At 73.1% G+C, this 12,154-nt stretch carries 12 protein-coding genes; 10 read left to right on the forward strand and 2 right to left on the reverse strand.

The genetic code is table 11. The annotated features are described in order from the left end of the window. Nucleotides 1-268 precede the first annotated feature (268 nt). From OG782_RS21700 to OG782_RS21740, 9 genes are all read left to right on the forward strand, one after another. Nucleotides 269-1,690: a hypothetical protein gene (locus OG782_RS21700; RefSeq protein ID WP_406453418.1), complete on the forward strand. Its 1,422-nt coding sequence runs from the start codon at nt 269-271 to the stop codon at nt 1,688-1,690. 85 nt (nt 1,691-1,775) lie between these two features. Beyond that, on the forward strand, nt 1,776-2,201 hold the full coding sequence (locus OG782_RS21705; RefSeq protein ID WP_326737971.1) for a phage tail protein: 426 nt from the start codon (nt 1,776-1,778) through the stop codon (nt 2,199-2,201). A 61-nt stretch (nt 2,202-2,262) separates the two neighbouring features. Beyond that, entirely contained in the window at nt 2,263-2,985 is a 723-nt protein-coding gene (locus tag OG782_RS21710; protein WP_406453420.1) for a LysM peptidoglycan-binding domain-containing protein, read from the forward strand. Continuing rightward, complete coding sequence (locus tag OG782_RS21715; RefSeq protein ID WP_406453422.1) at nt 2,982-4,751, forward strand: VgrG-related protein; 1,770 nt, start codon at nt 2,982-2,984, stop codon at nt 4,749-4,751. The genes OG782_RS21710 and OG782_RS21715 overlap by 4 nt, the downstream gene beginning before the upstream one ends. Nucleotides 4,752-4,832: 81 nt before the next feature. Continuing rightward, nucleotides 4,833-5,150 (forward strand): PAAR domain-containing protein, encoded by a 318-nt coding sequence (locus tag OG782_RS21720; protein ID WP_406453424.1) that lies wholly within the window; start codon nt 4,833-4,835, stop codon nt 5,148-5,150. Continuing rightward, nucleotides 5,147-5,572 carry a GPW/gp25 family protein gene (locus tag OG782_RS21725; protein WP_406453426.1) on the forward strand — a complete coding sequence of 142 codons (426 nt, stop codon included), beginning with the start codon at nt 5,147-5,149 and terminating at the stop codon, nt 5,570-5,572. Before OG782_RS21720 ends, OG782_RS21725 begins: the two co-directional genes overlap by 4 nt. Beyond that, nucleotides 5,572-7,533: a putative baseplate assembly protein gene (locus tag OG782_RS21730; RefSeq protein WP_406453428.1), complete on the forward strand. Its 1,962-nt coding sequence runs from the start codon at nt 5,572-5,574 to the stop codon at nt 7,531-7,533. The genes OG782_RS21725 and OG782_RS21730 overlap by 1 nt, the downstream gene beginning before the upstream one ends. Next, on the forward strand, nt 7,530-8,093 hold the full coding sequence (locus OG782_RS21735; RefSeq protein ID WP_406453430.1) for a phage tail protein: 564 nt from the start codon (nt 7,530-7,532) through the stop codon (nt 8,091-8,093). Before OG782_RS21730 ends, OG782_RS21735 begins: the two co-directional genes overlap by 4 nt. Before the next feature lie 502 nt (nt 8,094-8,595). Continuing rightward, on the forward strand, nt 8,596-9,366 hold the full coding sequence (locus tag OG782_RS21740; protein ID WP_406453432.1) for an NADase-type glycan-binding domain-containing protein: 771 nt from the start codon (nt 8,596-8,598) through the stop codon (nt 9,364-9,366). A gap of 42 nt (nt 9,367-9,408) precedes the next feature. On the opposite strand, the gene OG782_RS21745 is transcribed toward OG782_RS21740, so the two are convergent. Next, nucleotides 9,409-10,866, reverse strand: coding sequence for an MFS transporter (locus OG782_RS21745; protein WP_406453434.1), 1,458 nt, complete (start codon nt 10,864-10,866; stop codon nt 9,409-9,411). A gap of 178 nt (nt 10,867-11,044) precedes the next feature. On the opposite strand from OG782_RS21745, the gene OG782_RS21750 reads away from it, so the two are divergent. Further along, nucleotides 11,045-11,704: a TetR/AcrR family transcriptional regulator gene (locus OG782_RS21750; protein WP_406459204.1), complete on the forward strand. Its 660-nt coding sequence runs from the start codon at nt 11,045-11,047 to the stop codon at nt 11,702-11,704. A 37-nt stretch (nt 11,705-11,741) separates the two neighbouring features. Here OG782_RS21750 and OG782_RS21755 read toward each other — a convergent pair whose 3' ends face one another. Then, nucleotides 11,742-12,146 carry a hypothetical protein gene (locus tag OG782_RS21755; protein WP_406453436.1) on the reverse strand — a complete coding sequence of 135 codons (405 nt, stop codon included), beginning with the start codon at nt 12,144-12,146 and terminating at the stop codon, nt 11,742-11,744. Nucleotides 12,147-12,154: the final 8 nt, after the last annotated feature.

Below are 12,154 nucleotides of genomic sequence, written 5' to 3' on the forward strand. Positions count from 1 at the left end.
GGCACCGGCGTCCGGACCCGTCTCCGCGCAACGGTCGCCGGCCCCCGGGCCCGGTGGCCCGGGCGCACAGGCCCGTACCCGGGGCGGACTCGGTATACCCCTCCCCGCGCTCCCCCCGACCGCCGGCACCACGAACGCCGCCCCGCTGCTCGGCGACGCCCGGCGCGTGCGGCCCGGAACCACGGGCCCGCTGAGCGCCGGCCCGTCGGCGGGGGAGTCGTCAACGTCCGTGCCTGCGCCGGGGGTTGACCAGCACGCCTCGGTCGGCATGCCGCTGCGATCGAGGACCCACCCCGCCGCCGGGCAGCCGGCCGAGGGCCAACGCGCCGCAGACTCGACCCGTACGTCCACGAGCACCATCACCCCGTCGACTCAGGCCGGCCCTTCCGCTCCCGCCACCCCGGTACGTGTCCGGCGGATCGCCACCCGAGGCAACGACGGTCACACGCCGGGTCCCGCCACCGGCGGAACGGCAGCCGGGTCCGTCCCGGCGGTCCAGCGGTCGCGCGCCCTGCTCGCCGGACGGTCGCTGGCCGTGCGTACCGGTGCGGCCGAGGGCTTCTCGGGGCCGGCGTCGGCCGCCTCCACCCGTCCGGTCGTGGCGGCGACCTGGCGCCGGGACGCCCCGCGGGGATCCGGCGGTGCGCCGGACGGTGGCGACGCCCGGACGGAGAGGCGGCGGGACATCCCGGCCGCCTCCGTCGCCCCGGTCCAGCGCGCCACGGAACGACGGGGCGACCACCCCGCCTTGCCCACCCCGCAACGCCCTGCCCCGGCCTCTGCTCAGGAAACCGGTCCGAAGGCGGGAGTGCAGGCGCCCGCCGCATCCCGCACCGCCCCGCGAGGAGTCGCACCGGGCGCGGGCGCGACAGCCCGGGGTGCGGGAGCCGGGCTTGCGGGAGCCGGGCCGGTGGGAGCAGAGGGCACGGGCCGCCCCGCCACGGTCCGGTCGTCCGGAGGGCCCGTCGTCCGCTCCCTCGTACGGCTGGTCCAGCGCTCGGCGCGTGGCGCGACACCTTCCGTGCCGACCCCGGCCGGCGACCGCGTGCCCGGACCGGATCCGTCGGCGCACCACACCGCCCGGACACCCGAACCGCCGTCCCGCGCCGCCCCGTCCCAGGCCCAGCAGCCCGCCCCGTCCCCGGCACCGCCCGTCCCGGTGGTGCGCCCGCATCCGCCCGGGTCGCCCCGGCCCGGAGGTGTCGCCGTGCCGGTGCAGCGCCTCTCGATGCCGGTGGTACCCGAATCCGGCGCACCCACCACCGGACCGGTGCCGATGGGTGAGGCCCCGTCCGACGGGCCGCACGAGCTCACCGTGCGCGCACCGCACCCCGCACCGGCCCGGCCCGGCGGAGCCCAGGGAGGCGGGGGCCCGGGAAGTCCCGCACCACGAAGCCCTGCCACCGGCAACCGGGCCCCGGGCCCGTCGGCCCAGGCGCTCCAGCGGGCGGTGGCCGAAGCGGGATTCTCCGGGGTCCCGGTACGGGTGGTCCAGGCGAGGACCGCCCGCGCCCCCGCCCCCGCCGCACCGGCACCGGGCGCAGCCGCTGAGCCGCAGCGGAACGAGCCCGCCGGCGCGGACGTCGAGGAACTCGCCCGCCGGCTGATCGACCCCGTCAGCAGGCTGCTCCGGGCGGACCTGCGCAGAGGACGCGAACGCTCCGGACGGCCGTACGACGGCCGCCGCTGACGCAGGCAGCCACGGACAGCGGAAACCCCCATCCACAGCCGAGAAGCCCCGCCACCCCACGGACAGCAGAGAAGAAGCGAAACACATGACGGACAACATCTTCGCGACGAGTGTGTTCTTCAAACTCGCCATCGGGGGAAGCGACCTCGGGGCCTTCCACACCTGCTCGGGTCTGGGTGCCGAGGTGGAGCTGGAGCAGTACGCCGAGGGCGGCAACAACGGCTTCACCTGGCAGCTGCCGGGGCGGATCACCTGGACCAACATCACGCTGACCCGTCCCGTCACCGCCGACACACTGAAGATCGCGCGATGGCTGAACGAGACCACCCAGCGGGTGGAACGCAAGGACGGCGAGATCGTCGCGCTGCGGCCGGACCTCAGCCGGATCATCAGCTGGCAGGTGCAGGGCATCGTCCCGGTGCGCTGGCAGGGGCCCTCCTTCGACCCGTCCAGCTCCGAGGCGGCGATCGAGACCCTGGAGATCGCGCACGAGGGCCTGGTGCCGTCCTGATGGGCCGTCCGTTCCGCTGTGCCCGAGCCGACGACGCAGACGAGCAGGAAGGAGGAACACCATGGCGGCGACTGCCCGTACGAGCCGTGCCCGTGCCCAGCTGACCATCCTGGAACCTCCGGCGGACGTGGGCGCCAAACCCGGTGGCACCCTCGCCCGGCTCACGTTGCAGTTCAATCCGGCGACGCTGTCCCTGACCAAGAGCACCGAGTGGCGGCGTACGCCCTCCCGGACGGCCGGCGAGTCCGCGCTGCCGGAGTTCGTGGGCAGCGGGCCCCGTTCGCTTTCCCTGGACGTCTTCCTGGACGCCACCGCCACCCACGACAACTCGGTGGAGAAGGCCGTGGAGCAGCTGATGACGGCCTGTGTGCCCACCCCGAGCAGCCTGGGCCGCAAGAAGCCGTCGAGTCCGTGGGTGCGCTTCGACTGGGGAACGTCGAAGACGACATCCTTCGACGGGGTCCTGTCCAGTCTCTCCGTCTCGTACACGCTGTTCGACGTGGACGGGAAGCCGCTGCGCGCCACCTGCTCCCTCTCGATCGAGGAGGCGAGCGTCGGGCCGGCCGGCCAGAACCCCACGTCCGGATCGCGGGAGGCACGCCGTACCCACCGGGTCGTCGCCGGTGACAGCCTGCCGCTGCTCGCCTGGCGTGAATACGGCGACGCCACCGCGTGGCGCACGATCGCCGAGGCCAACGACATCGACGACCCCATGCAACTGGCCCCCGGCAGGGAACTCCTCGTACCCGCGCTGGAAGACCACATCCCGGAGGACACCCGGTGACCGCACCCGCCCGCTCCTTCGCCGCCGACCCGATCATCGAGGCCCCCGCCGAGCTTCCCCAGGCCTGGGCCTCCCAGCTGGTGAGCTGTGTGGTCGACGAGAACATCGGCCTTCCGGACACCGCCGTACTGACGTACCGGGACCCGTACCACACGCTGCTCACCGCCACCGGGATCACCATCGGCACCCCCTTGAAGATCTCGGTGGTCACGGTCCAGGAGCGGGCGCGGGAGCGGCTGTTCACGGGCGAGGTCACCGCGCTCGAACTCGACAGCGACACCACCGGGTCCTTCACCGTCGTGCGGGCCTTCTCCAAGGCGCACCGGCTCCGGCGCGGGCGCAAGGTGGTGGCCTTCCGGAACATGAAGGCCGCCGACATCGTCCGCAAGGTCGCCGCCGGTGCCGGGCTCGCCTGCGGGAAGGTCGAGGCGGCGCCCGTCATGTACAAGCAGCTCACCCAGCCCAACATCTCGGACTGGGACTTCCTCCAGTACCTCGCGGGCGAGTGCGGCGCATATGTACGGGTGGACGAGAAGGGGCTGCTGCAGTTCGTGAAGCCGAAGCCCGCGTCCTCGGCGCCGTCCCCGTCCACGTCCGCCACCCGGAATCCGATGGTGCTGGAGTTCGGGCGCAATCTGCTGGCCCTGAGGGCTGTGCTGACCGGAGCGGACGGGGCGGACAGCGTCGAGGTGCGCGGCTGGGACGTGGAGACCAAGACCCGCCTCGTGGCGCGCGAGCCATCCGTCCGCTCCACCACCGTGGTCCCCGGGATGAGCCCGTCCGTCGCGGCCGGGGCGTTCGGCCCGAAGGCCCGGATGACGGTCACCGACACCCCGTACCGGACGCAGGCCGAGGCCGGCGCGGTCGCCGGTGCGGTGGCCGCGCAGGTCAGCTCCGGATTCGGGGAGATCGAGGCGGTCGCCGAGGGCAACCCCCGGCTCAGGGCCGGCGAGCCGGTTGCCCTCGGCAATGTCGGGCCCGCGTTCGCCGGCCGGTACACGGCGACGGCGGCCCACCACTCTCTGGACCCGCACGGCGGCTACCGCACGACCGTGCTGGTCAGCTCCTCGCCGGACCGCTCCCTGACCGGACTCACCGGCGGCGACTCCTCCCCGCGCGGCGCCCGGATGCCGGGCCTCGCGACCGGGGTGGTCACCGACATCCGTGAGGGCAGGGGCAAGGGCGAACGCGGCTCGGTCCGGCTGAAGTTCCCCTGGCTCGACGACACCTATGTGTCCGACTGGGTCCGTACGGTGCAGTGGGGCGGCCAGGGAGGCGGCGGGGTGTTCAGCCCCGAGGTCAACGACGAGGTGCTGGTCGGCTTCGAACAGGGCCTGCTGGACAGCCCCTATGTGCTGGGCGGCCTCTACAACGGGGTCGACAAGCCGTCACCCCATGACGTGCCGCTGGTCGACCCGACCAGCGGAAAGGTCAACCGGCGTTCCCTGGTGTCCCGTTCGGGCAACCGGATCGAACTGCTGGACGCCCCGCGCGGCCCGTCCGGAGTCCGACTGGCCACCGGGGACAAGCAGTTGGAGGTCACCCTGGACGAGCGGAGGGGGGAGATCGCACTGAAGGTCTTCGCCCGCGGCACCTCCCGGGTGCTGAGCTCGCTCTCCCTCGGCCGGTCCGGGATCACGCTCGACGCCGGTACGGGGAACGTGGAGGTCAAGGGGGCCTCGGTGACCATCAACGGCAAGACCGGGGTCACCGTGGACGGCGGACTGCTCGCCGTCCTCAAGGCCAGGCTCATCCGGATCAACTGACCCCGAACCGCCCCGAAGCCCCCGAACCGCCCCCCGTGACCATCCCAGCAACTCCCTCGCCCAGCAAGGAGACCAGCAGCCATGCCCCCCGCAGCCCGCACGGGCGACCCCACCGTCCACGGCGGCCTCATCGGCACCCCGCCACCGGGTGCGGTGGCCGTCGCCACCGTGCTGATCGGCGGCAGGCCGGCCGCCGTCGCCGGCAGCCTGCACGTGTGCGTCATCCCGCCGCACGCCCTGCTCGGACCGGGGAACGTCATCATGCCCTCGCCGGCCGCAGCGGTCGGCGGCATGGTCCTGATCGGCGGGCTGCCGGCCGCCCGCATGGGGGACACCACCAGTTGCGGCGCCAAGATCATCAGCGGTGCGCCGAACGTCCTGATCGGAGGCCCGGTGTGAGCGAGGGCGGATTCATCGGACGGGGCTGGGGCTTCCCGCTGCGGGTCGGCGCCACGGGCGGCATCGGCATGGTCGAGCGGGAACAGGAGATCGAGGAGGCCATCGGCCTGGTGCTCGGCACCGCACCGGGGGAGCGGCCGATGCGGCCCGAGTTCGGCTGCGGCATCCACGACTACGTCTTCGCGCCGGGCGACGCCGCCACCGCCGGGCGCATCGCGCACGAGGTGCGTGTGTCACTGGAACGCTGGGAACCGCGAATCGAGGTGACGGACGTGGTGGTCGCCTACGACACGGTCGACGAGGGAACCCTCTACATCGACGTGCACTACACCGTGCGGTCCACCAACGACCTGCGCAACCTCGTCTTCCCCTTCTACACCATCCCGTCCTCGGGGAATCCGGAAGAAGCGGGGGCCGCCTGATGTCTCTTCCCTCTCCCAACCTGGACGACCGGCGCTTCCAGCAACTCGTCGACGAGGCCAAGCGATACGTCCAGCAGCGCTCTCCGGAATGGACCGACCACAACGTGTCGGACCCCGGGGTCACGCTCATCGAGACCTTCGCGTACATGGTCGACCAGCTGCTGTACCGGCTGAACCGGGTGCCCGACCGGAACTACTCCGCCTTCCTCGACCTGCTGGGTGTCCGGTTGTTCCCGCCGACGGTCGCCCGCGCCGACGTCGACTTCTGGCTGTCCGCCCCCCAGCCGGACACCGTGCGGCTCCCGGCAGGCACGGAGGTCGCCACCGCCCGCGGTGAGACGGAGGAGGCCGTGGTCTTCTCGACCGCCGATGACCTGGCGATCGTGCCGAGTTCACTGATCAGGCTGGTCACCGCACCCGCGTCCGGAGACCAGACCGACCGCACGGCCCCGCTCGGCGCGGGCAACGACATCCCCTGCTTCCAGTCCCGCCCGGAGCCGGGTGACGCCCTGCTGTTCGGGCTGCCCACCGCCGTGCCCCGGTGCATCGTCGCCGTACGTCTCGACAGCCGGGTGGAGGGCGTCGGCGTGGACCCCCGGCAGCCGCCGCTCGTCTGGGAGGCGTGGGACGGCGCCCGCTGGGTGCCCTGCGTGACGGGGAGCGACAGCACCGGAGGGCTGAACAGGCCCGGCGAGGTGATCGTGTTCGTACCCGCCGGGCACACCGCCTCGGTGACGGCCGGGGTCAGGGCCGGGTGGCTGCGGTGCAAGGTCACCGCGCCCGAACCGGGGCAGCCCTTCTACTCGGAGTCGCCGACGATCCGCGAGGCCGAGGTGTTCACCGTCGGCGGCACCGCCGGCGTCGAACACGCGGAGACCGTCCTGGACGTTCCGCTCGGCGTCTCCGAAGGGGTCGCCGGCCAGAAGTTCTCCGTGGGCAGGGTGCCGCTCCTGCTGGACGGGGAGCCGCCGGTCGTCCAGGTGTCCTCCGCCGAGGGCTGGCAGGTCTGGACACCGGTGGATCACTTCGGCACCTCGTCCCCGGACGACCGGCACGTGCTGATCGACGCGGTCACCGGCGAGTTCGCCTTTCCGCCGGAGGTACGTGAGGCCGACGGCACGATGCGCGGCTACGGAGCGGTGCCCCCCAAGGGCGCCCAGCTCCGGGTCCCCCGCTACCGGACGGGCGGCGGGGCCGCCGGGAACGTGGCCCGCGGCGCCATCCGCGTGCTGCGCAGCTCGGTGCCGTACGTCGCAGGCGTCGACAACCGCGAGGCGGCCCGCGGCGGGGTCGACGGCGAGAGCGTCGAGAACGCGAAGGTGCGCGCGCCCAACATCCTCCGGGTCCAGGAGCGGGCGGTCACGGCCGAGGACTACGAGGTCATCGCCCGTGAGGCGGCGCCCTCGCTGCGCAGGGTCCGCTGCCTGCCCGCCGTCGCGGGCGAGGGCGGTGCGGTGCGGGTCCTGACGGTGCCCGACGCGGTGCCCGACGAAGGCGGCCGGCTGCGGTTCGAGCAGCTGATCCCGCCGGACTCGGTGCTGTCGGCGGTCACCGAGCGGCTCGACGAACGGCGGCTGGTCGGCACCCGGCTGATCGTGGAGCCGCCCGCCTACCAGGGCGTCACCGTCGTCGCCGAACTCGTGGCGGCCGAAGGCGACATGGACCGCGTCCGGGCCGAGGCGCTCGACGCGCTGTTCCGCCACATCGACCCGCTGCGGGGCGGCACGGACCGAAGCGGCTGGCCCTTCGGCAGGCCCGTGCAGTACGGCGAGATCTTCGCCGTACTGCAGAGCGTGCCCGGAGTCCGTCTGGTGGACGAGGTACGGCTGTTCCCCGCCGACCCGCTCACCGGGCGGCGGGGAGCGGCGGTGGACCGGATCGACGTCGCCGCGAACGCTCTGGTCTTCTCCCACCAGCACCAGGTCGTCGTCACGGCGGCCGGGTCCGGTGAGCGCCCATGACCAGGGCCGCGGTCCCCGGGCTCCCCAGCCGCTACCCGATCGGCGGGCTGCTGCCGGCCCTGTACGCGGACGACGACCTCGCGCAACGCTTCACGGCGGGCCTGGACACCGTCCTGGCACCGGTCCTGTCCACCCTCGACAACCTCCCGGCCTACTTCGACCCCGCCCTGACCCCGGACGACTTCCTGTCCTGGCTGTCGTCCTGGGTGGGTGCAGACCTCGACCCCGCCTGGCCGGAGGAACTGCGCCGGGCCGTCGTCACCCGCGCCGTCGAGCTCCATCGGTGGCGCGGAACCCGCCGCGGCCTCACCGAACACCTCCGGCTCTGCTTCGGCGTGGAGGCCGACATCCACGACGGCGGCGGCGCCGCCTGGTCGTCGGAGCCGGGGGGACAGCTCCCTGCGCCCCCGACCGGCGAACTGCTGGTACGGGTCCGGGCGCCTGCCGGAAGGCCGGTGGACGCGGCCCGCGTCCTGGCCGTCGTCCGGGCCTCGTGCCCCGCTCACCTCAGCTGCCGGGTGGAGATCCTGCCAGGCGCACCGGATGAGACAGGAGAGTGACATGACGCGCTCGTGCCCGGCGTGCGGCGCCGCCAACGGCGAGGACGAGGACTTCTGCGGCAGCTGCGGTACGTACCTGGGCGGGTCGTCCCGCCGTGCCCGAACGGCCGCCCCGGCGCCGGAAGTCGAGGCGCCGGCGCATCCGGTGGAGGAGACGGGGCCCGAGGGTGATGACGCACGCCCGGTGCCGGCCCCGCGCCCCGCGCCGACCCCGCCCCCGCCCCCGATGCCGGAGCCGGTCGTCGTACCCACGCCCGCACCGGTCGCGGAGGAGCCACCGGGCCGCGCGACGCCAGAGCCCGAGGCCGCCCCCGAACCCGAGCCCGTGCCCGAGCCCGCCCCCGTACGCCCACCGCCCCCACCGGCCCCCGTACGGCCGCCGGCCCCGCCGGCCCCCGTACAGCCACCGGCCCCACCAGCCCCACCGGCCCCCGTGCGGCCGGCCGCGCCCGCCCCCGTACGACCGGCTCGGCCGGAACCGCAGGCGGAGGACGAGCCCGTCGTGGCCGTACAGCCCGGCGTCCCGATCGCCCAGCGCCCCGTCGTCAGGCCGGTGGCGGCCCAGGAGGAGACGACCGGCTTCCCCTGCCCGTCGTGCGGGACCCTCAACCGGCCGGGACGCAAGTTCTGCGGCCGCTGCGCGACGCCGCTCCACCCGGGCGAGCAGGCCGAACCGCTGCCCTGGTGGCGTACCAGGTGGCCGTTCGACCGCAAGGTGCGGGCAGGGTCGGGGCGTCTGCTGCGGGGGAGCGTGCTGGCCCTGCTGATCGTCGGGCTCCTGATCGCGGGCTTCCTGCTCGTACCGGCCGGGCGCTACGTCGTGGAGGACGTACGGGACAAGCTCGGCGGAACGGGGGAGATCAGCCCCGACAAGGCCTCCGCGAGCGCCGCCACCGCCGGGCACCCGGCGAAACTGGCCACGGACGGGGTGACGAACACCTACTGGGGCGCCCCGAGGACGGGCGCCTCGCTGACCGCCGAGTTCGACAAGCCGTTCCGGCTGGTCGGCGTCACGGTCCACACGGGGGTGTCGACGAAGCCCGAGGCGTTCCAGAAGGGCGCCAGGCCGACCCGGGCCGACCTCCGCATCAGGACGAAGGACGGCAAGATCCACGAGAAGGCCTGGACGCTCACCGACAAGCCCGGTGAGCAGACGGTACGGACCGGCATCAGCGACGTCGTCTCCATCGAGTTCATCGTGCGGGAGGCGGCAGGCCAGGGGGGTGGACGGCCGATCGCCCTCGGGGAGATCGAGTACTTCAAGCGCACCTGAGGCCCTGGACGCCGTCCAGGGCCCCTGGTGCCGTCCGGGGCCTCAGGCGTGCTCCTCGGTGGCGCGGGAGTCGGTGAGGGTGAGTGCACCGCCGGCCGCGACCAGGCCGACGATGACCGCCAGCACCGCGTAGGTGATCCGCTCGCCGTGGAAGAACGACGCCACCAGGGCGTCGCTCCAGGTGCCTGCGGGCAGCTGCGTGGTGACCAGTGCGGCGATCAGGGTGCCGACCACCGCGGTGCCGATGCTGCTTCCGACCTCCTGGGCGGTGTCGTTGAGCGCCGTGCCGATCGATGTGCGGTTGCCCGGCATCGCGTCGACGAGCGCGATGGCGCAGATCGTCATGACGGTGCGCAGTCCGACGGTCATCAGGACCATGCAGGCCGCGATGGCGCCGTACCCGTGGTCGACGCCCCACGACAGACCGGCCAGCGAGCCGGCCAGGCAGGCCGCGCCGACGAGGCAGGCGATGCGGTGGCCGAACCTCTTCGCGAGCCACTCGGAGAGGGGCGTCGCGAGGATCATGGTCACGATGAGCGGCAGGTTCGCCAGGCCGGCCCGCACCGGGCTCCACCCGTAGGCGTACTGGAAGTGGAGGATCAGCCCGAACATCACGGCGGCCATCGCGATGGCCGTGCCTATCTGGGCGATGGCGGCGCCACGGACGGTGCCGTTGGAGAAGAGGCGGAGATCCAGCATGGGCGCTGCACTGCGGCGCTCGTGCCATACGAACGCGATGCCCGCGGCGAGGGCGCCGATGACCGAGGCGAGCGTGATCGTGGAGAGCCAGCCGTGCTCGACACCGCTGGTCAGCGAGTAGCAGGCCAGGCCGATGGTGGTGACGCTCAGTGCGGCGCCCGGCAGATCGAGCTTGTCCCGGGTGAGGTCCTGCGGCCGGTCGGCCGGGACGCCGAGACGGACGCCGATGGCCGCGATCAGCGCGATCGGGGCGTTGACGAGCAGGAGCCACTGCCACCGCACATGAGCCAGGGCGGTGCCGCCCAGCAGCGGGCCGAGGACGAAGCCGGACATGCCGACGACGATCATCAGCGTCATGGCGCGCATCCGCAGCGCCTTGTCGTCGAACAGCCGGAAGACCAGCGAGTTGGTGATGGGGGCCATCGCCGCCGCGGCGATGCCGAGGCCGGCCCGCAGGGTGATGAGCTGTCCTGCGGTGCTGACCGCGACGACGCCCAGGCTCAGCAGACCGAACACCGCGAGGCCGACCAGCAGCACACGCCGGCGGCCGAGCCGGTCGGCCATCGATCCTGCCGTCAGCAGCAGACCGCCGAACGTCAGCGAGTACGCGCCGGTCACCCACTGCAACGACGTCGTGCCGCTGTCGAGGTCCCGGCCGATCGTGGGCAGCGCGATCGAGAGCAGTGTGTTGTCGACCATCTCGACGAAGAAGGCCAGGCAGAGCGCGGCCAGGGGTATCCATGCCGCGCGCAGCGACGGATAGGTGCGCGATGCGGCGGGCTCGGTGGTGGTCGTGGTCATGGCGGGCCTCCTCTCGGACGGTGTCGAGCATCGAACGATGTTCGACAATGGAACGTGGTTCGACCATAGAACAAGGTTCGATAAATGGGCAAGCTGTGATTGGATGAGTGCCATGACAGGCCCGCGACCCCGACCCGCCGATCGCCCTTCCCGAGGACGTCAGCGGGCTTCGCACTCCATCGAGGCGGTTCTCGCCGCGGCCGTGGCCCTGCTCGACGAGGCGGGCGCGCCCGCGCTGACCCTCCGCGCCCTCGCCGCCCGGCTCGGCACCGGCGTCGGCAGCATCTACTGGTACGTCTCGGGCAAGGACGAGCTGCTCGACCGCGCCATCGACCATGTGCTCGGCGGGGTGCTGGCCGAGATCGACGGACAGGCCGCCAGTGACGACCCGATCGATGACCTGCGCGTGATGGCCGTCACGCTGTTCGACGCGATCGTGGACCGGCCGTGGCTGGGTCCGCACTTCATGCGGGACCTCGTCGACCGGGGCAACTCGTTGCGGCTCTACGAGGCGCTGGGGCAGCAGACCCTCCGACTCGACCTCACGCCGCGGCAGCGGTTCCACGCCGTGTCGGCGATCGTGGGCGATGTGGTCGGCAGCGCCGCCGACATGGGGCAGGAGCCGCCCGAGGAGGTGCTCGACGGCGCCGTGAACCGGGAGGAGTTCCTCGGCCGCTACGCCGAGATGTGGCGCGAGCTCGACGCCGAGGAGTTCCCGTTCATGCATGACATCGTCGACGAGTTCGACGGCCACGACGACAAGGAACAGTTCCTGGCGGGCCTGGAGCTGACCCTGGCGGGCCTCCGCCTCCAGGCCGGACCCGGCGCCGGAGCCTGAACGCCCCGACCCGCGCCGGCCTGCCCCGCGCCGGGGTCTACTCCCCGGGCACGAGTTGCGCGGTCACGACGCCGTGCAGCAGTTCCGCGTCCACGAAGTCCCCGTCCTCGGGCGGCCCGCACCGCCAGCTGAGCGGGTACGTGTTGCCGTGGGCGGCCGGGATCCCCACGTACTGGTCGCGGGCCGACGGGCCGAAGCACGTCGCGCCGAGCGGCCAGTCGAAATCCTGGCTCGCGCCGGGTTCGAGCAGGAAGTACGTCCACCGCCCTCCCGCGATCTCCCGCACGACGGGCCCCGGATCGCCGTCGGTGAGGGTGGCGAGGTGGTGCAGCACCGCCTCGCCCCGTACGCCGCGCAACCTGATCGCGTCGAAGTGGATGCCGGTCAGGTGGAGTTGGAGCCCCGAGGTGGGTACCCATTCGGGGTGCTTCTTCTGCGTCATGGCTACGA

It is taken from the genome of Streptomyces sp. NBC_00876 (assembly GCF_045207435.1).
GTDB lineage: Bacteria > Actinomycetota > Actinomycetes > Streptomycetales > Streptomycetaceae > Streptomyces.

What these genes read in the sequence shown, in the direction of transcription:
- OG782_RS21720 (WP_406453424.1), top strand. Translation starts at nt 4,833, where the DNA reads ATGCCCCCCGCAGCCCGCACGGGCGACCCCACCGTCCACGGCGGCCTC.
- OG782_RS21745 (WP_406453434.1), bottom strand. Translation starts at nt 10,866, where the DNA reads ATGACCACGACCACCACCGAGCCCGCCGCATCGCGCACCTATCCGTCG.
- OG782_RS21700 (WP_406453418.1), top strand. Translation starts at nt 269, where the DNA reads ATGCCGCTGCGATCGAGGACCCACCCCGCCGCCGGGCAGCCGGCCGAG.
- OG782_RS21755 (WP_406453436.1), bottom strand. Translation starts at nt 12,146, where the DNA reads ATGACGCAGAAGAAGCACCCCGAATGGGTACCCACCTCGGGGCTCCAA.
- OG782_RS21730 (WP_406453428.1), top strand. Translation starts at nt 5,572, where the DNA reads ATGTCTCTTCCCTCTCCCAACCTGGACGACCGGCGCTTCCAGCAACTC.
- OG782_RS21735 (WP_406453430.1), top strand. Translation starts at nt 7,530, where the DNA reads ATGACCAGGGCCGCGGTCCCCGGGCTCCCCAGCCGCTACCCGATCGGC.
- OG782_RS21710 (WP_406453420.1), top strand. Translation starts at nt 2,263, where the DNA reads ATGGCGGCGACTGCCCGTACGAGCCGTGCCCGTGCCCAGCTGACCATC.
- OG782_RS21705 (WP_326737971.1), top strand. Translation starts at nt 1,776, where the DNA reads ATGACGGACAACATCTTCGCGACGAGTGTGTTCTTCAAACTCGCCATC.